At 53.6% G+C, this 18751-nt stretch carries 12 protein-coding genes; 8 read left to right on the top strand and 4 right to left on the bottom strand.

Going from position 1 to position 18751, the window contains the following annotated elements; all coding sequences use genetic code 11:
• The first annotated feature begins 19 nt into the window (after positions 1-19).
• The gene (locus ACK3CJ_RS01970) at positions 20-1111 is read left to right on the top strand and encodes a response regulator (protein ID WP_409524721.1); all 1092 of its coding nucleotides are present in this window, start codon (positions 20-22) and stop codon (positions 1109-1111) included.
• Here ACK3CJ_RS01970 and yjeH read toward each other — a convergent pair.
• Entirely contained in the window at positions 1081-2337 is a 1257-nt protein-coding gene (yjeH, locus tag ACK3CJ_RS01975) for an L-methionine/branched-chain amino acid transporter (RefSeq protein ID WP_409524722.1), read from the bottom strand. The two genes, ACK3CJ_RS01970 and yjeH, sit on opposite strands and share 31 nt — an antisense overlap.
• Positions 2338-2459: 122 nt before the next feature.
• Between yjeH and ACK3CJ_RS01980 the strand changes: the two genes are divergently transcribed.
• From ACK3CJ_RS01980 to ACK3CJ_RS01990, 3 genes are all read left to right on the top strand, one after another.
• The gene (locus ACK3CJ_RS01980) at positions 2460-2918 is read left to right on the top strand and encodes an Lrp/AsnC family transcriptional regulator (protein WP_409524723.1); all 459 of its coding nucleotides are present in this window, start codon (positions 2460-2462) and stop codon (positions 2916-2918) included.
• A 99-nt stretch (positions 2919-3017) separates the two neighbouring features.
• Positions 3018-4631 (top strand): HD domain-containing phosphohydrolase, encoded by a 1614-nt coding sequence (locus ACK3CJ_RS01985; RefSeq protein WP_409524724.1) that lies wholly within the window; start codon positions 3018-3020, stop codon positions 4629-4631.
• 5 nt (positions 4632-4636) lie between these two features.
• Complete coding sequence (locus tag ACK3CJ_RS01990; protein ID WP_409524725.1) at positions 4637-6904, top strand: CHASE2 domain-containing protein; 2268 nt, start codon at positions 4637-4639, stop codon at positions 6902-6904.
• A gap of 63 nt (positions 6905-6967) precedes the next feature.
• Here ACK3CJ_RS01990 and ACK3CJ_RS01995 read toward each other — a convergent pair whose 3' ends face one another.
• From ACK3CJ_RS01995 to ACK3CJ_RS02005, 3 genes are read right to left on the bottom strand one after another with little or no spacing between them, the layout of a single operon-like run.
• Positions 6968-11344: a filamentous hemagglutinin N-terminal domain-containing protein gene (locus ACK3CJ_RS01995; RefSeq protein WP_409524726.1), complete on the bottom strand. Its 4377-nt coding sequence runs from the start codon at positions 11342-11344 to the stop codon at positions 6968-6970.
• 20 nt (positions 11345-11364) lie between these two features.
• Positions 11365-12159, bottom strand: coding sequence for a FecR family protein (locus ACK3CJ_RS02000; protein ID WP_409524727.1), 795 nt, complete (start codon positions 12157-12159; stop codon positions 11365-11367).
• On the bottom strand, positions 12159-13745 hold the full coding sequence (locus tag ACK3CJ_RS02005; protein ID WP_409524728.1) for a ShlB/FhaC/HecB family hemolysin secretion/activation protein: 1587 nt from the start codon (positions 13743-13745) through the stop codon (positions 12159-12161). The genes ACK3CJ_RS02000 and ACK3CJ_RS02005 overlap by 1 nt, the downstream gene beginning before the upstream one ends.
• A 236-nt stretch (positions 13746-13981) precedes the next feature.
• On the opposite strand from ACK3CJ_RS02005, the gene ACK3CJ_RS02010 reads away from it, so the two are divergent.
• The 4 genes from ACK3CJ_RS02010 (at position 13982) to ACK3CJ_RS02025 (ending at position 18723) form a co-directional block, all read left to right on the top strand.
• Entirely contained in the window at positions 13982-14875 is an 894-nt protein-coding gene (locus tag ACK3CJ_RS02010; RefSeq protein ID WP_409524729.1) for a hypothetical protein, read from the top strand.
• Entirely contained in the window at positions 14865-15539 is a 675-nt protein-coding gene (locus ACK3CJ_RS02015) for a methylamine utilization protein (RefSeq protein ID WP_409524730.1), read from the top strand. Before ACK3CJ_RS02010 ends, ACK3CJ_RS02015 begins: the two co-directional genes overlap by 11 nt.
• A 10-nt stretch (positions 15540-15549) precedes the next feature.
• Positions 15550-17448, top strand: coding sequence for an adenylate/guanylate cyclase domain-containing protein (locus tag ACK3CJ_RS02020; RefSeq protein ID WP_409524731.1), 1899 nt, complete (start codon positions 15550-15552; stop codon positions 17446-17448).
• 156 nt (positions 17449-17604) lie between these two features.
• Positions 17605-18723: a catalase family protein gene (locus tag ACK3CJ_RS02025; protein ID WP_409524732.1), complete on the top strand. Its 1119-nt coding sequence runs from the start codon at positions 17605-17607 to the stop codon at positions 18721-18723.
• Positions 18724-18751 lie beyond the last annotated feature (28 nt).

An 18751-nucleotide genomic window follows, 5' to 3' on the forward strand; every position in this document is an offset into this window, starting at 1 on the left:
GTAGCTGGAGAAATCAGTGATGGAGCGAGGACAGCGATTTATGGAAAGCCTGAAGCGTCAGACTATTCTGGTTGTGGATGATACTCCGGAAAACATTGATGTGCTGGTTGGCATCCTCAAGGCGGAGTATCAGGTCAAGGCAGCAACAAGAGGTGAGAAAGCGCTGCAAATTGTTCAATCCGGTTCACTACCCGATCTGATACTGCTGGATATCATGATGCCGGACATGGATGGGTATGAGGTGTGCAGACGGCTCAAGGCTGACCCCCTTACTCGCCATATCCCGGTGATTTTCGTTACCGCCAAGATACAGATCTCCGACGAAATAAAAGGCTTTGAACTGGGGGCGGCGGATTATATCACCAAGCCGATCAGCCCACCGATCGTGCTGGCAAGAGTGCAGACTCATCTGGCGCTGTATGACCGTAACCGTGAACTGGAGGCCAAGGTTCGACAGCGCACTGAGCAGTTGTATGCAACGCAGCTGTTGATTATTCAGCGCCTGGGCAGAGCGGCTGAGTTCAAGGATAACGAAACTGGATTACATGTCATTCGCATGAGCCTCTATACCCGTGTTCTGGCATTGGCCGCAGGCATGAGCGAGGCTGAAGCAGAGCTATTGATGCATGCGGCGCCGATGCATGATATCGGAAAGATAGGTATCCCGGATGCTGTCCTGCAGAAGCCGGGTAAACTGTCGCCTGATGAGTGGGACATCATGATGGGACATGCTGAGATAGGAGCCGGAATTATCGGTGAGAATCCGGATTCAGAGCTTTTGACACTGGCCCGAACTGTCGCCCTGCATCATCATGAAAAATGGGATGGCAGCGGTTATCCACAGCGATTAAAAAGCACCTCGATCCCCCTGGCTGCGCGAATTGTCGCTATTGCGGACGTGTTTGATGCCCTGACAACGCGACGTCCTTACAAGGAGCCCTGGTCAGTTGAGCGTGCCATTGCGTATCTGGAAGATAACGCTGGGAAACATTTTGACCCAGACCTGATCCCCTTGTTTCTGAAAAGCCTCCCGCAAATCATGGCGATCAGAGAGGCATACGCAGAAAACACCGAATATAATCAGACTGGCATCGAAAGAGAGCGGCGATAGCGCAGGGTTTCGATCAGGCAGGCTGCTGCCAGCATCAATGCCGGATAGAGCATGGCGACTCCTATCTTCAGCATGATAAGGAGGCAACTGGCGCAAGCGATGGCAGACAGCCAGCGCCCTATTCCGCGTGTCAGTCGCCAGGCTGCGAAACAAGCCAGACCATAAACCGTGATAAAGACGCCATTGGTCATCTCGATCATATGATCAACCGGCAGTGCCAGCACCTCCATCAGCGCGATGGAGGTGCAACAGATCACAATGCATATCCACAAGGCGTTGGCCGGTGCGCCTTTAAGGTTCGTGTGGCCACACCAGACAGGCAGTGCACCTGATTGAGACAGTGACAGTATCATGCGTGCAAAGCCAAGCAGATAGATCAGCGCATTGGCAAAAACGATGGCGAAAGCGCCGATGGCAAAGGCACGACTCCAACCAGAACCGAGAATTTCCACAACCAGCAGACCGAATGACTGACTGTTGGTCAGTTCATCACCATAGACCTGATACTGTCTGATCAGCATCACAGTGGCGAGATAACAGGCGACGACAATGGCCAGACCAATCAACAGGGCTATCGGAAAATCACGTTGAGGCCGCCGGAATTCAGCCCCCATGTGCGCCATGACTTCAATCCCCATGAAACACCAGAACACGATTCCGACGGTGCTCAGGCTCAGCAGCCAGTCCTGTTGGGTAGCGGGGATACGAAACCCTTCGGAAGAAGGTGCGCCACGCAGGCTGAGCCAGGATACGGCGATGATCAGTGCCAGTACGATGGCGATCTGAATACCGGCCGACGCTTCGATACCGGCATTGCCAAGCATCAGTACAGCCACCAGGGTCAGTAATGTCAGCCATAGAATAGACTCGGGTGGCAGGCCCAGTGCCAGTGCCAGATAGCTGGCGCCCACTTTCAAAGCCACAGTGGGCCCGACCAGCAGCACCGACAGAAACAGCCAGCCAACCGCTTTACCCAGTGGTGCATTCAGTGCTGCCTTGACGTAGTGTGCAGCGCCACCGGCTGAAGGGTATCTGGCGCCGAGCATGGCGAATACCAGCGCGATCGGTAGTACTAACAGCAGCGTCAGCCACCAGGTGGTGAGTGCCAGGTCACCGGCACGATCTACCGACATGGCTGGCAGCATCAGAATACCGGGGCCGATAAAGGTCGTGACGGTCATGGCAATACCGGCAGGGATGCCCAGGTTTTTTTTCAGGTTACTCATGGCTGTAAATCCGCTAGAATTTTTGCCAATCTTAGGTCCCTGCAGCAGGAAAAGCGCCTGCAAAATGAGGGGATTGGCCGCCATTCTGGTGGTTTCACAGCCAAAATGAGAAAAGAGTCATCATGCTGGATCGTTACGATCGTCTGATTCTGAACCTGCTGCAGAAAAATGCGCGGGTGTCGGTCAGTGATATCAGTCGTCAGGTGTTTCTGTCGCGCAGTGCCGTGAAGGAGCGCATCCGCCGACTGGAGGAAAATGGCACCATTGCCGGCTATCAGGCGGTATTGAAACCGGCAGTGGCAGGCAATCGCATCAGTGCCTATTTCGAGCTCACTTTCAGCCCCTTGTGCTGTGACGAGATACAGTCGTTGATTGAGGCGATTCCAGAAGTCCGTCTGGCCCATTCGATCAGCGGTGATGTGGACCTGATGCTGTATGTTGAGGTTGAGTCAATGGACCGTATCGGCGAATTGCGACAGGCGTTTGATCGCTGGCCCAATATCAAGCGAGTTATCACTCATACGTCCATGGCTACGCGTGCCAGACGCATTGGTGAGCCTCATCAGCAGATGTTTGAATAGTCAATTCGTTAAAATAAGAGATGCATGGCGTCGACAGCGCATCTTTTCTATACTCATATCACGTCGACGGGCGGCATGACTTAAGGTGATGAGGTGGGTATGACACGTACGATGGAGCTTTCGGAACAGCTGGAGTACCTGAACCAGATCGGCATTGCGCTCTCATCCGAGCAGGATATCGACAAGCTACTTGAACGCATTCTTCTGGCTGCCAAGACCATCACGCATGCTGATGGCGGCAGCCTGTATCTGATCTCGGATGACCACCGTTCAGTACGTTTTGCGATTGTCCGTACAGACTCCATCGGCCTGGCATTTGGTGGCACCAGTGGCAATCCGATCACCTTTCCCGAGCTGCCGCTTTATCACGAAGATGGCAGCCCGAATCACTCCATGGTGGTGGCGCATGCTGCATTGACCGGCGAAAGTATTAATATTGTTGATGCTTATGATGTAGAGGGTTTTGACTTCTCCGGGACTCGTGCCTTTGATCAGCGTACCGGTTATCGATCGAAGTCGTTTCTCACGGTGCCCATGAAGAATCATGAAGATGAGATCATCGGTGTCCTGCAACTGCTCAACTCCATCGATCCTCACACCGGTGAGGTCTGTGCCTTCAGCACTTCGGCCGAGATGCTGGCCAATTCACTGGCATCGCAGGCTGCCATCGCTTTACGTAATCGTCAGTTGATACAGCAGCTTGCCGAGCTGTTCGAAGCCTTTATCAACATGATCAACATCGCGATCGACGAGAAATCACCCTATACCGGTGGCCATTGTCAACGTGTGCCAGCCCTGACCATGTTGATCGCCGAAGCGATTCACGAAACCAGCGAGGGCCCGTTGGCCGGGTTCGAAATGACGGATAAGGACCGCTATGAACTGAGGATCGCTGGTTTGTTGCATGACTGCGGCAAGATCACGACTCCGGTGCATGTGGTCGATAAAGCGACCAAGCTTGAGACTATTTTTGATCGCATTCATCTGATCGATACCCGTTTCGAGGTGATCAGGCGTGATCTGAAGATTGCTTGCCTGGAAGCGATTGCGGCTGGAGTATCGGAAGCAGAGGCGCAGGCTCAGATGAGTCAGAGGTTGCAACAGTTGGATGAGGATCAGGCGTTTCTGCGCCGGGCCAATATCGGATCAGAAAAGATGGGCGATGAGGATCAGGCACTGATTCTGGAGATTGCCAGCCGCTATCCCTGGGTGCTGGATGGCGAGAGCCAACCCTTCCTGTCGGAAAACGAAGTGGAGAATCTGTCGATCCGTGCTGGTACGCTGACCGGAGCAGAGCGCGAGATAATCAATAATCATATCGTGGCGACCATCAAGATGCTCGAAGCGCTGCCCTGGCCCAACCACCTGCTGAGTGTGCCCGAGTATGCCGGGGGGCACCATGAACGCATGGATGGCAAGGGTTATCCGCGGGGGCTGACCCGTGATCAGATGAGTGTGCAGGCGCGTGTGATGGGGATTGCCGATATTTTCGAGGCATTGACTGCCAGCGATCGTCCCTACAAAAAACCGATGGGACTGAATCTGTCACTGAATATCTTGGCCAACTTTTCGGCCAATGGCCATATTGACCCTGAGATATTCGAGGTCTTTGTGCGCAAGCAGGTGTGGTTGAAGTACGGGCAGGAGTTTCTCAGCCCGGAACAGATAGATGAAGTGGATATCGAAGCCATTCTTGCCAAAGCAAAAGGCTGATGCGGATGAAGCGCAGAATACTGGGGCGATACCTTCGGCGCAGCAGTCTGGGCTTGCTCTGGATAGCGCTGTTGCTGGGACATGTGCTGGCTTTTTATCATATCGAAGCCCTGACCCGGCTCGAAACCTGGAGCTATGATCAGCGCCTGAAACTGACCGCTACACCGGATCTGGAACCAGTTGTAGCGATTGTCGATATCGATGAAAGCAGTCTGCAACAGGTGGCGCGCTGGCCTTGGCCACGACATATTCTCGCGCAGATGTTGGATGAGCTGTTTGAACGGCAGCAGGCTGCGTTGGTGGTGTTCGACGTGGTCTTTGCCGAAAAAGATGAAAGCAGTGGCCTGCCAGTGTTAGAGGCGCTGGCAGAGCGTGAGTTGAGTCAGCAGCCAGAGTTTATCTCAGCACTGGAGATGCTCAGGCCGGAGTTGGATCGTGATGCCCTGTTTGCAGAGGCGATGCAGGGGCGACCGGTTCTGCTGGGCTATTATTTCAATACTGAACAGGGTGCAATCCGCAGTGGGCAACTGCCTGGCCCCACCTTTTTGAGCGAGGAGCTGGAGGGGCTGAATATCCCCTTTGTGCAGGCCGATGGCTTCGGTGCCAATATCCCAGAACTACAACGTAATGCCATGGGTGCAGGGCATTTTACTCCTCTGTTTGATGTCGATGGGCTGTCGCGCCGGGTACCGATGCTGATTCAGTTTGAAGGTGATCTATATGAGAGCCTGTCGCTGGTGGCTGCGCGTCATTATCTGGGTGGGCATCTGCCACAGGTAATTCTGGGGGAGGACAGTACGGAGCAATATCATGCTATTGAGTGGTTGCGCGTGGCCGATCGCTATATCCCGGTGGATGCGACGGTCAGCGCTCTGATCCCATACCGGGGTCCTCAGGGCAGCTTCCCTTATATCTCTGCCACCGATATCGTGCAACAGAAGCTGCCAGAGGGCTCTCTGCGGGACCGAATCGTACTGGTTGGCACCACCGCGCCGGGCCTGATGGATCTTCGATCAACGCCCATGGGTAATGCCTTTCCGGGGGTGGAGATCCATGCCAGCCTGATCGAGGGGATACTGCGCGATGATATCAAGCAGCAACCGGCTTTTGTGCAGGGGCTTGAGGTCGTCGGCTTGCTGTTGTTTGCAGGAGTGCTGGCGCTGCTGTTGCCCTTATTAGGGCCGGCTTTGTCTGTGTTGCTGACGCTGATTGTTCTGGGAACGCTGGCAGGTCTTAGCCTCTGGGCCTGGCAATCGCTTTATCTGGTGGTTCCTGACGCCGTTCTGATGGTGGGTGTGATCGGCGTTTTTTCGTTGCATATCCTCTATGGGCTTTTTGTCGAATCACGCACGCGCAGGCAGATATCCGGTCTGTTCGGTCAGTATGTGCCGCCCAAAGTGGTGGAAGCGCTGGCTGATAACCCTCAGGTGGCTTCGATGGAGGGCGAGAACCGCGAGCTGACAGTGCTTTTCTCTGATGTGCGCAGCTTCACTACCATCTCCGAAAATATGCCGGCTCCCGAATTGGCTCGTCTGATGAATACCTATCTGTCGCTGATGACCGAGATCGTTCACGATCTTGATGGCACGATCGACAAATATATCGGCGATGCCCTGATGGCTTTCTGGGGAGCGCCATTGGAAACGCAAATGCATGCTCGCGATGCAGTGTTGGCGGCATTATTGATGCAGCACAAGGCTGCAGCACTGCGTCCCGAGTTTGAAGCCAGAGGTTGGCCGCCCCTGCATATCGGTATCGGTCTGAACACGGGCGTGATGACGGTGGGTAATATGGGGTCAGAGTTCCGCCGTGCCTATACAGTGCTGGGTGATGCGGTCAATCTGGGTGCAAGGCTGGAGTCGCTGACCAAACAGTATGGAACCGGTATTCTGGTCAGTGAGATGACGGTGCAGCAGACCGCTGATCTGATACTTTACCGGGAGCTGGATAAGGTTAAGGTAAAAGGCAAGCAGGAGGCGGTACGGATTTATGAGCCGATAGGTGTTCGGCCAGACGCAGTGCTGCCGAGATCACCTGACCTGGCAGCACTGGCGGTTGATGTAGCGCTTCAGGCACGCCAACCAAAGCTGGATGCCTTTCTGAAAAACTATCTTGAGCAGCGCTGGCAGGATGCACTGGCACTTCTTGATGCACTGGAAACCGATGGAGAGTACCCGGCGCTGATACTGCTCTATCGTGAACGGATCTCTTACTATCAGAGCTACCCTCCTGAATCTGGCTGGGATGGTTCCTTCGGCTTCAAAACCAAGTAATTCAAAACAAATAGTTCAGAACAAGTAGTTCAAAACAAATAGCTCAGAAGGTCATGATCGTCCTCAATAACACATCAGACGGCAAACATTCGGGCGGTCTGTCTCTTCAAACTGGCTGTTCCATGGCTCCAGCCCTTCTGGAGTCTGTGGAAGGCGAACCTCTATTTCTATCCCCGATATTTGCTGCAGAGGGATGTTGTTGCGAACCAGTGTATTCAGAATCACTTCAATCAATCTGGCCTGCTGCTCAGGCGTCACGATCGGCTCCTGAGGTGCTGCAGGCTCTTCGGGTGTAGGTACAGGCTCTTCCGGAATCGGCTGTGGTGGCGTTACCGGAGGCTCAGTGGGTGTGACGGGTGGGGCTGTCGGTGGGGTAACAGGTGGTGTCGTAAAACTGAGTAGCATACTGTTACCGGGGTAAGTGACCTGATATCCCGCCAGAGTATTGTTGGCGGGTGCATTGCTGAAGGGACCAACCAGTGTTGTGGCCGTCACGGGTGTCAGTGTAAAGGTGCCGGAGGGTGTAAAGCTGGTATCGTTGGTGATCAGCAGCGTTCCTTGTGTGACATCAGCCGTGCCATTGACGACCAACTCATCATATTGCCCGGGGTTGATTCCATATACCTCTATTTCCAGAATTCCGCCAGTACCCATGGTGTAGTTGCCATTGATGGTCAATGTACCGGGCGATGCTCCCGGATTAATCTTGCCACTGTTGTGTTCAACATCGGCGATGATCGTGTTGCTACCCAGAAGTGTACCGTTACCCTGGAGCCTGAGCGTGGCGGGGTTGATCAGATCTGTACTGTTGATATTGGCATTCAGCACCAGATTGCCGTCACCATCCATTGTCAATAACACTGTATCCAGGTTCAGCTGGCCATCCACGAGAATCGTACTGCCAGTGGTGGCCAGGAAGGCGGAATCATTTGTGAGTGTGTAGGGTGTTGCAAATTGCAAGGTGCTCCCATTCTCTGCCGAAAAGCTGCCAGAACCACTGCCATTATTGATCTGAAGCGTGCCATCTCCGGCGCGGACGGTGCCATCAATATTGTTAACGGGGATATCCGCTGAGATCACTCTGACGGTATTGCCGGATCCACCTGCGCTGGTTTCGAACACCCCGACTGCGTTAATGGAAATATTGGAGCCCCCTTCGGTATCGATCAGTTCAACACCTTGCAGTAGCCGGACAGTGCCCGAAATATCCAGATCCGCGCCACCCAGATCCAGGACAGTGTTGCTGATAGTCATGATGCCACCAGCATCAATATCAACGTGGTTACCTGTATCTAGGTTGGCAACAGCATCACTACCGTCAATATTAAATTCACCGGTGGCACCGATGGTGGCTGTCTGGAAAAAACTGAGAACCAGGTTGCCATCAGGGGTCATGTTGAATATGCCATTGATGGTCGGGCCGGTTGGCGCCGGGGCGATCTGAAAGAAGCGGCCTGAGAGCAGAGTGACTGTGCCACCTTGGTCAATGGTCAGTGGACCGAAATCAAAAGTGCCGCCATCAAGTGTTAATGTGGCACCATTTTCAATGGTCAGAGAGTCGGTCGCGCTGCCGGTATTCAGTTCACCATCGCGCAGCGTCAGAGTACCCTGAAGGGAAACCGGGCCTGTATTGAAAACGATGTTCGGCGCATCCAGTACACGGTCACCTGTGCCGGTAAAGTCAAAACCAGCACCTGCTGTCCGCAGTGTTGCAGTGCCGGCCCCCTCAATATTGCCACCTTGCCAGTTGATACCGTCATATCGCATGGCGGCATCTGCCTCCAGAACCAGACGGCTACCGGTCAGCAGAGTCAGTGTTTGAGGTGAATTCATATCGAGTTCAAAACTGCCCGCTGGCAGCGTATTCCGAAGGGTCAGTACGCTGCCATCTCGTAACTCAATACCTCTTTGTGGCTCAAAATAGCCATTCTGCTCTATCGTAATCGCACCGTTGACCAGTACCAGTCCCTCTGTGCGCAGAACACCATCGGCCATGATCAGCGACCCGTCCACCTGTAGCTGCTGTTGCGAAGTGGGGTCACCGATTGTAAGTGCATCAGCACCAGCATCGTCTATGATGGTTACCGTCACCACGGCACCATCTTGTATTAATACCCTGCCGGTAGCAGACGGCATCAGGGTGAAGCTGCCTGTGGCTGACAGGGGTATGACGCCAGTCAGGATGATATCGCCGGTATTGGCTCGAAGCAGAGCAGTGCCCCCTGCTTCGATGCCCGCTAGCGAACCTCCGCCAGGCAGGTCAACAACACCGACTGTCATATCGCCGGCAACACGTGTGATCTCAATACGCCCGGCGGCCTTGGCAGCCAGCAGGGGGCTGCTGACATCAGTCGCAATAATTGTATGTTCGGATATAAGTGCGACAGCAGTACTGGCCGTGAGGCTGCCGTTTATATTGACTTCGCCGAAATCATTGTCATTATTGGACTCGTTGTGGACAAGGATGGTGGCGCCGGAAATATCCCCCGTGATATTGATATCGCCGAGGTTATTTTCACCTTCAGTGTGGATAATCAGATTACCGGTACCGGCCGATACAGTATCTTCCAGAGTAATATTTCGCTTGGCATTAAGATCAATATTACCGCCTGCGGATGACAGAAGGTTTGCCAGGATATCTCGGTTGGCTGTCAGTTCAATGGCACCGCCAGCAGAAACCATCTCAGAGGTTCCCTGCAGTAAAATATCAGTGCCTTGCGCAGTCAGGCTGATGTTGCCACCATTGGACGTGAATATGGCATCATCAAAGTCAATCATGCCACCTGCGATCAGATTGATATCCAGGGCCCCCGCAGTGGAGGTGATGTCTGCGAAGGCATCGATATTGTTATGCGCGGTCAGTGTCAGGGAAGCATCGCCACCAGCAGTTTTGGTAATACTGTCACTAATTGAGATATTGCCAGCCTGCGTATTGCTGCCGCCGGTACCGGTGGTTATGGTGACATTAGTACCGTTATTGAGTGCTGCCTCGATGTCAAAGGTTGAGAGTGAGGCAAAATCATCAGTCGTCGTGAAGTCCGGTCCGGCTGTGACATTGGTGCCTGTGGTATTGCTGATCTCAAGATTGTTGGGGTCGAGCAACCAGAGACCGGCCTTGCCCGCTGCTGCGCTGGCATCGGCAGGGCGGGTAACACTCAGGTGCTCCTTGCCGGAGGTTTCTATAAAACCACCGTCACCACCGAGTTCACCACCACGTGCCTGGATAGTTCCGTGTACACGCGTGGTATCATCCGACCAGACAATGATCCGGCCGCCATCACCCGTTTCGCCAGCATTGGCGAGCAGTTGTGCCTGTTCACCGATAAACGTGACCTCGGCATTCATCACTTCGGGATTCTTACCAAGATAATCGCCACCCACACGTATCTGACCGGCATCAGTCGTACCGGAAACATTCACCGTCGCCTGATCATAGACGGCAACATGGTTGCCTAGAATATCGACCTGTCCACCTTGTGTGCCGGTAGCCGTTATGATGGCATCGCCACTGACATGGGTTTCCTGCTGACCTCGGAGAAAGATCCGCCCACCCTCCATCACGGCACTGCTGGCATTCACTTCACCAGACTGGCGCACGAGTCCGGCATGGATGCCGATCTGACCACTTTCGGCGATTAACTGGCCGATATTAAGGGCTTCACCCTCTGCCGTGATCTCCACCCGCAGAGCAGGATTACTTAGATCCGCCAGCTCCACTTTATGTCCGGCGGCGAGCAGGATTTGTCCTTCAGGGCTGATGATCACACCATGATTCTCGACTTTGGGCGCGATCAGGATCACCTGTCCGCCGGTTGGGGTCTGAATCAGCCCATCATGCCGGATATTGCCAACCCCTTCTGCTCCCTCGAAATGGCCGATTCCATTGATAAAATCATGGTTGCTGATATCCAGAGTGGAAGCGAGCAGTCCCGCGACATCCACCTGCGAATCGGCCCCGAACAGTACCCCGTTAGGGTTGATCAGCCAGACGTGCCCATTGGATTGCAGTTGGCCAAGGATCTCAGAGGGTGACTGACCGGTGATGCGATTGAGCACGTTGCTGTCGGCATCAGGCTGGATAAAGCGGGTGGTTTCATGTGGGGCAATGGAGAACTGCTGCCACTCGATGATGGCTCCAGCTGTGTTGGTGATGTTGAGCAGGTCGCCCTGCTGCTGAAAGCTGGCGTTTCCGTGAACCACATTGGGATTTAGTGGGTTGGCGCTGGCGCTGGCGCTGATCAGTATGCCAAGTGCAAGCAGGCAGAGCGGGGCGCTGTGTGTCAAAAGAGTAGAGCCTTGTGAAATTTCGTCTGAGGTCTGGGCCTGGCTGACGGGCTTGGCTGATGTCTGCCTATGTGCCCGGCTGGTCAGAAGTTCAGCGACCGGCACAAGCATGTTCAGGCAGCGGCTGAAAATGAGGCGGAAATAGTGTCGGTTCATTTTAATATTCCGATTTTGTGTTACTGGACCAGACATTGGGCAAACATATCGACCCCCAGACCTGCAGAAAAGCCGCCGACCGATTCATCACTGGCTATCAGTGGCAAGAACAACCTCAGCGGGAAGCCCTCATCATCATCGTCGTCACGAACAATGATGGGCGGCTTATCCATACTCTCGGCATAACCCCATTCAGGCGCAATCAGGATGAACTCACCCGCATCGTTGATGAAAGCGATGCTGCCCAGCGTGACCTCAAAGAATAGCCCTCCTTTGATCATTTGTTCGCTGAGCACCGGAGGAAGGTTCGATAGCATGTCGTCACACTCTTCCGGTTCACAGAACACCATACCGAACTGAGTGCCTCGGATACCGATACTGCCAACTGCACTGCGGGCGCGAAATGCATCCTGATTCCCCCTGGAGCCTATGCTGCCAGTAACTGCGCGTAAACCACCGCGCACCAGGCTGAAGGCCAGATTGTCGTTCTCGGGAGCCTCGGCCTGGAAGTGGTACTCATCAATACGGATACGCGAACCTGGTTTCAGGACCAGCTCTGTGCCATCGGTAAAGCGTATGCGCACTGAGCTATCTTTTTCGGCGCTGAGTATTTCACCCTGTTCAAGCTCACTACCGACAGACGCAAGGCGCAGATTTCCATTCGGGTGACGAATGTGGACCGTTCCGGTGGCGTTAGTTATCTGAGCGACTGGTTCAGCTGCAACAGTAGGGCTGGTCATTACGATGAGCAGCCCGAACATAAGCAGGATTGCCCAAAGTGGGGTGATGGCGAAAGACTGGGCTGAGGTCTTCATCAGAAGCTCCAGTTAAGACTGAAGTGAAGTCGTTGGCTGTTATCACTGCGGATGCCGTCTCCCTTGAGCACATTCGCCAGATCCAGTCGCATGTGGCCACTGGAGGCAAATGAGTAGTGGAGTCCCAGCCCGGTGCTGGCAAGCGACACATGTTTCTGCTCACCGGAAAAAACCTGCTTGCGCTCCATATGGGCAGTATCCACAAACCAGGCAAGGCGCATGCTGGACTGCTCCAAGCCAAGGCGGGGTGCCAGATCTGGTGTTTTGATCTCGAAACTGATGCGGTTGCCTATATCACCAGCGCTTTCACGCTCATGGAAACCACGTACGGAGTCGAGGCCACCGATGCCAAAATATTCGACAGGCACCAACAGGTCATCAGTATACTGTCCATTGAATGTCACACTGGCAGACCAGTTATTGGAGAATACACGGTTATACCAAGCCCCATAGCGTATCAAGGTGTAATCGGGTTCTGCACCGGCACGGTTGGCATTGAAATCGGCAGACCTGCCATGCGAACCACCTGCGATATTATGCACAAGTGTCATATGCCCACCTGCCTGATGGGCTTGGGTACGCCAGGCACCGCTATATGCCAGAGAAATGGGATGGACATTAAGGCGGGTATTCAAGCTGGCGCCACTGTTTTGCAATGTCAGACCGCTGTTGTAGCGGCGCATATCCAAGCCGAAACCCAGATGATGGTTATAAGCACCCTGCGGTCTCAGATTATGGATATAGCGGCCACTCAGTATTGATCCTCGCCCGGTCAGGTCTATGCCGGAGACTGTGCCTGAGTTGGCGGTGGAGTGAATCGCTGTGAACTGAATACTATCGCCAAGCGCGTACAGAGGGATTCTGTAGGCCAGCCCCAGCACTCTGACATCGGACGGGTTTTCGGGTGACGTGATATATTGCGCGGCCAGTTGATGATCGCGGTTGAGCAGATTGTTATTCCGATAGGTCGCGGATATGCGCGTGCTGTCATGGGCTGAGCCACCGGTATTATCTACGCCGAGCGTGAAGCGACTGGTTTTCTGATCTTCAACGGCAACACGTGCAATGATCTCGCCGGTTCGATCGCCGGTTGCCAGCGAGACTGCTGTGCGCTTGCTGGGGTTTTCATTCGCGAGTGCCAGGCTGCGTGAAAGAGCAACTGTATTGGGACTTGCGCCCTCGATCAGTTGTGGCAGGCTGTTACGGATATTGGCTTCATCATGAAACACCGGGCCACGGATATCCACGCTGGCGAGTCGGGCCTCAACGACTCTCAGCGCGACATCGGCACCGGTGATCTCTTGTTCGGGAATGACCACCTGTACTGCGCCATATCCTCTCTCCGCAAAAGCTGCCTGAACAGCTGCGCGCGCGTTCTCTATATCGGTGAAGCTGCGATCATGACCAGTATGACTGTTTGCCAGAGACTCCAGTATTTGTGGATCGATCAGCGTGGATCCTGTGATCTGATAGCCGGTGATGGTGAATAGAGGATCGTCACTTTGAGCCAGTACGGGCTGAATACACGACGCCAGTAATATCGCGGTAAGGGTGGTCAATCGGCGCAACAGGGGACTATTCTTCATATGATTATCCTGAGCTACATACACCTCATTCTGTTTGAATTCTCGTATAGGTCAAGTTAAAACAGCAAATATATACTGAATATTTATTCTGTTTAGTTATAAATTAAATTCCGTTATGTTCTATTTGCGTAATTATAGTAGGGTTTTAGAGTTTCAGGGCTTGCCTGTCACGATATCCTGAACCAAACTTAAGCCCACACTCAGTATTACATTTAACGAATACAAGGGGTCATCGCATGTCCTATTCGGATGCTTCCACCCGCTGTCTTCTTTCCGCTCTGACTCTGTCAGTCTCTCTGGTCAGCCCGGTCAGTGCGCTCGACTTCTCAGCTGATACGACACTTACCCGACACCAGAACCTCAACAAGGCCGGTTACACAGAGGATCGTCGTAATGACACCAGTGTCCAACTGGATGCCGGAGTTACCTGGCAGCCCGCCATTCAGACACCGGGCCTGCTTTATTTCACTGGTGATCTCAGTGCGCGTGCATATGATCACTATACTGGGCTCAATCAACGAGAGTTGGTCTTGGGCGCGCATTACAACCAGCGCATGGGGCTCGGCCCTGATGTTCCCTGGTGGCAAGTGACTGCCTTGTATAACTTCCGCGATGTCAACGACAGCCAGCGCGACAGTCATGGCTGGTGGCTGGGTCTGACGCTGGGCAAAGCACTGACCGCTAATCTGGATGGGCGAGTCTGGTTGGCCGCCGATGGGCAGAAAGGCAAGGGTGATCGGCACTCGGCCATGAGCGAGGCGTTGCAGGGGCGCAAGGTTTACGACCTGTCCGGCTGGCAGTTCGGTGGTGAGCTGACTTACTGGTTTACTGATCAGCTCAGTGGCCTGGTCAGCCTGAGCTATAGGGATGGCGATATCGTATCCAGCTCAACCCAGAGTCAGCCGATGGGTTATGCGTGGCTGATGGACCCGGTGTTCGGTATGGGAACCTACCGTGCCGGTGCAAAAGTCTATGATTCCCAGTTGGGGCTGATGTACAGTGTGTCTGAGCAGACGATGCTGAGTGTGGGCTATCAACACCTTAATGCGCGCACGGATCTGCCTGATTCCTATCCATATCGTACCTATCGAAGTAGCAATCTGCATCTGGGGTTTCATTATGTGTTCTAAATCAGAGCGTTTTAAACCTTACAAATTGAGCAGTCTGTTTCTTGTTGCTGCATTGATGTTGACCGAAGGCGCTCTGGCTGCCGAAGCCCGTGTTCAGATCGTCAATGATCAGCAGGAAGCAATGGATAACGTCGTGGTGATCATTGAGCCTGAAGGACACGCCCTGGCCGCAGCCTCTACAGGAATGACCGCACAGGTTGATCAGGTCGACCGGCAGTTTGTCCCTCACGTGCAGTTGGTTCAGGCCGGAACCGAGGTGAGTTTCCCGAACTTCGATGACATTCGTCATCACGTCTACTCGTTTTCTGATGCCAAACGTTTTGAGTTGCCATTATACAAAGGGACGCCATCAGATCCGGTGCTTTTTGAACAGCCCGGCATCGTGATCCTCGCGTGTAATATCCATGACTGGATGCTGGGGTATCTTTATGTCACTGACAGTCCCTGGCATGCTCTGACGGATCAGACTGGAGTCGCGACTCTTACAGTGCCTGAAGCATCGCACTATCTTGTACGAGTGTGGCACCCAAGCCTGGGGGCGGATAATGCCGGTATTGAAGAACAGGTCAGTGCCGATCAGCTCAACAACATCACCCTGTCACTGGCTGATCAATCGACCAGTGGTGGTCGCCGTCAGCTCAGGCGCAGTACACGCTACCCTTGATGATTAACACATGATCAGACTTCGCTTTCGGCGATTTCAGAGCCAACTGCTGCTGTTTTTTCTGGGGCTCTTCACGGTCATACAGCTGATTGGTTTTGTGGTGACGCGAGAGCTCAATGAGCGGGATGCCTATGCCCGTGTTGCCGAATCTCTGGCGATAGCCGGTGGCGCCCTGGCGCAGCAACTGATCGACCGGGATGCGCGATTGCTGCAATCAGGGCGTCTGCTGGCGGGCGATTTTGCATTCAAGAGTGCCTGGTCAACGCGTGATGCTCCGACCATTCTCTCTATGCTTGATAACCATCGTAATAGAATCGGCGCTGACTGGATGGCATTGGTGGATCTGGACGATCTTGTTGTGGCGGACACTTTGTTGACCGCCAGCAGTGGTGAACGCTTTGACCATCCTGAGCTGATAGACAACGCCTATGACAGTGATGAGGGGGAGGCGTCGGGTATTCTGTTTGTTGAGGGGCGGGTATTGCAGGTGATTATCCTGCCTTTGCTGTCTCCCTTGCATGAGGCCTGGATTCTGATCGGGTTTGAACTGGATGATCATTTCGTTGCACAGCTCCAGTCCTTCGTTCGGGCTGATATCTCTCTGGTGCGTATGGACCAGCAACCACCAACGATCCATGCCAGCACCCTGACACAGGATAAGCAACTGGCCCTGCAGGAAAGTCTGGAACGACAAGCGCTATCCACAACAGAACCGCAGCGGATTCCATTACGAGAGTATCAGTACCTCAGCCTTGCCCTGATGCTGAATGCTGAGAATGAAATTCCTCTCTTTGCCCTGATGCAGCGTGATATGGATGAGATGCTGGCCCCCTATCGGCATTTGCAGAATCTGCTGGGATTGCTGTTCGTCGCTGGCGTGTTGGCGACGGCGGTTGGTACAGCCATGCTGGCGCAAGGCGTGGCTGGCCCCCTGAGAAAACTGGCGCTCAGTACCGAACGGATTGCAGCTGGCGACTATCAGCAGCATATTGAACCGGACCGTGTGGATGAGCTTGGGCAACTGACTTCTGCATTCAACCAGATGGCAAAGGGACTGGCAGAGCGCGATAAAGTGCGGGATCTGCTGGGTAAGGTGGTATCCCCCGAAATTGCTGAAGAGCTGCTGAGTCGTGATGTCACGCTCGGAGGTGAGGATCGTGAGGTTTCTGTACTGTTTGTGGATTGTCATGGCTTCACCAGCTTTTCTGAAGGGCGAGCACCTCGTGAAGTACTGGAGCAATTGAATCTGACCCTGACACGCCTGACAGATATCATAGAGGCTGAATCAGGAGTTGTGGATAAGTACATAGGTGATGCGATCATGGCACTTTTCGGTGCACCGATTGAACAGCCGGATGCCGCCAGTCGAGCTGTCAGGGCAGCACTTGCCATGGTACAGACGATGCAAAGTGATGAAGAGATGTTACAGGTCGGTATCGGGATCAACAGTGGCCTGGTAGTGGCAGGCAATATGGGCTCCAGCAGCCGACTGAATTACAGCGTGATTGGTGATAACGTCAATCTTGCATCGCGTCTCGAATCACTGACTCGCTACTATGGCGTTCCAATACTGATCAGCGATTCCACGCGTGAGTCAGCACCGGATGTCATCTGCCGCGAGATAGACCGGGTGCAGGTCAAGGGACGACAACAGCCTGTAACGCTTTATGAACCGCTCTCTGGGACCCATGATGAGGAGCTGCTGGTCATGCACCGGCAGGCACTGGAGCTCTATCGTCGGCAATCGTTTACCGAGGCGGAAGCGCTTTTTCTTCGCCTGTCTGAACGCTGGCCCGGTAAAGTCTATACGTTGTATCAGCAACGCTGCCAGCAGTTTTTGTCACAGTCTCCTGGTGTTGACTGGGATGGTGTGCAGCGTTTTGACAGTAAGCGCGGAGGCGTCATGTAGTGATGAAAAGCACCGCAGAAAGTGGTATCGGTGTTTGCATTATCCAGAGCTATGGACTTAGCTTGATTCAGGGATAGTGGAAATCAGGTGTTTAATAATAAGAATCAATAATCTGATAAGGCACGCGTTCCAGTCGGGCGCTGCCAGGGAACTCATATGCTAACACGGAAGCGTAAAATGCAGGCTTGCCTGAGCGTGCTGGTGTCATCAGTACTGATGATCAGTCATCAAGCGGCAGGTCAATCGACCGATGATTTTGCTGCCAATTACCCTGTAGCAGATCCCTTTCTGGGGGAGATGATACAGCCGGATGAGATAGCGTCTGCAAAAGGTCTGATCAAAACATTAGAGGATCAGATACGCAGCCAATATGTGCGTGGCGGAGCCCGGCGGGATGCTCATCCCAAGGCGCATGGTTGTGTTGCTGCCAGCTTTGAGGTCAACCAGTCAATCCCCGCCAATCTGGCACATGGGGTTTTCCAGCTTGGTGCCCAGTATGACGCCTTGATTCGCTTCTCCAATGGCTCACCCAACGCAACAGGCGATGATAGCACCGGTGATACGCGAGGGATGGCGGTCAAGTTGTTTGGAGTGCCAGGTGAGAAGCTTTTCTCCAGGCCCGGTCATGAGGATGTTCAGGACTTCATCATGATCAGCAGCCCGTTTTTCTTCATCAATTCAGCTTCGGGTTATACCCAATTCTTCGAAATTGTGGATGAAGGCAGTCTGCTGAAGATGACGCGTATCCCGTTTATCCTTGGTTTCAAGGGCTCCTATAACGCTTATCGCATGCTGTCGCAGAAAATAGCCAACCCGGTTGAAACGCGTTACTGGTCTGTGGTGCCCTATCAGTTGGGGCTTGGTGACGGGCGTCAGGCAGTGAAATACTCGGCTCGGCCCTGCCAGCCTGGCAGTACAGTCATTCCCGACAATCCGGGTAAGAATTATCTTCGTGAAGCGATGGTTAACACCTTGTCAGCCGGCCCTGTCTGTATGGATTTCATGATTCAGCCCAGAACGGGTTCTGAGTTGGCAGTTGAAGATGTCATTACCGAGTGGTCAGAGTCAGAAGCCCCTTTTTATCCTGTAGCACGCATAACCCTGCACCAGCAGGAGTTCGATACCGCCGAAAAAAATCTGGCCTGTGAAAATGAAACCTATAATCCCTGGCACGCGCTGCCCGAGCACAAACCGTTGGGTACCATCAGTCGCATGCGCAAAGTCGTGTACGAAGCGATCAGTGACTTGCGACACGATATGAATGGTATCAACTGATTCAGTAGTCACGTACTACCCGGAGAGT

Origin of the sequence: Nitrincola salilacus (genome assembly GCF_046271865.1) — a bacterium.
Taxonomy (GTDB): domain Bacteria; phylum Pseudomonadota; class Gammaproteobacteria; order Pseudomonadales; family Balneatricaceae; genus Nitrincola; species Nitrincola salilacus.

What these genes read in the sequence shown, in the direction of transcription:
- ACK3CJ_RS01970 (WP_409524721.1), top strand. Translation starts at nt 20, where the DNA reads ATGGAGCGAGGACAGCGATTTATGGAAAGCCTGAAGCGTCAGACTATT.
- yjeH (WP_409524722.1), bottom strand. Translation starts at nt 2,337, where the DNA reads ATGAGTAACCTGAAAAAAAACCTGGGCATCCCTGCCGGTATTGCCATG.
- ACK3CJ_RS01980 (WP_409524723.1), top strand. Translation starts at nt 2,460, where the DNA reads ATGCTGGATCGTTACGATCGTCTGATTCTGAACCTGCTGCAGAAAAAT.
- ACK3CJ_RS01985 (WP_409524724.1), top strand. Translation starts at nt 3,018, where the DNA reads ATGACACGTACGATGGAGCTTTCGGAACAGCTGGAGTACCTGAACCAG.
- ACK3CJ_RS01990 (WP_409524725.1), top strand. Translation starts at nt 4,637, where the DNA reads ATGAAGCGCAGAATACTGGGGCGATACCTTCGGCGCAGCAGTCTGGGC.
- ACK3CJ_RS01995 (WP_409524726.1), bottom strand. Translation starts at nt 11,344, where the DNA reads ATGAACCGACACTATTTCCGCCTCATTTTCAGCCGCTGCCTGAACATG.
- ACK3CJ_RS02000 (WP_409524727.1), bottom strand. Translation starts at nt 12,159, where the DNA reads ATGAAGACCTCAGCCCAGTCTTTCGCCATCACCCCACTTTGGGCAATC.
- ACK3CJ_RS02005 (WP_409524728.1), bottom strand. Translation starts at nt 13,745, where the DNA reads ATGAAGAATAGTCCCCTGTTGCGCCGATTGACCACCCTTACCGCGATA.
- ACK3CJ_RS02010 (WP_409524729.1), top strand. Translation starts at nt 13,982, where the DNA reads ATGTCCTATTCGGATGCTTCCACCCGCTGTCTTCTTTCCGCTCTGACT.
- ACK3CJ_RS02015 (WP_409524730.1), top strand. Translation starts at nt 14,865, where the DNA reads ATGTGTTCTAAATCAGAGCGTTTTAAACCTTACAAATTGAGCAGTCTG.
- ACK3CJ_RS02020 (WP_409524731.1), top strand. Translation starts at nt 15,550, where the DNA reads ATGATCAGACTTCGCTTTCGGCGATTTCAGAGCCAACTGCTGCTGTTT.
- ACK3CJ_RS02025 (WP_409524732.1), top strand. Translation starts at nt 17,605, where the DNA reads ATGCTAACACGGAAGCGTAAAATGCAGGCTTGCCTGAGCGTGCTGGTG.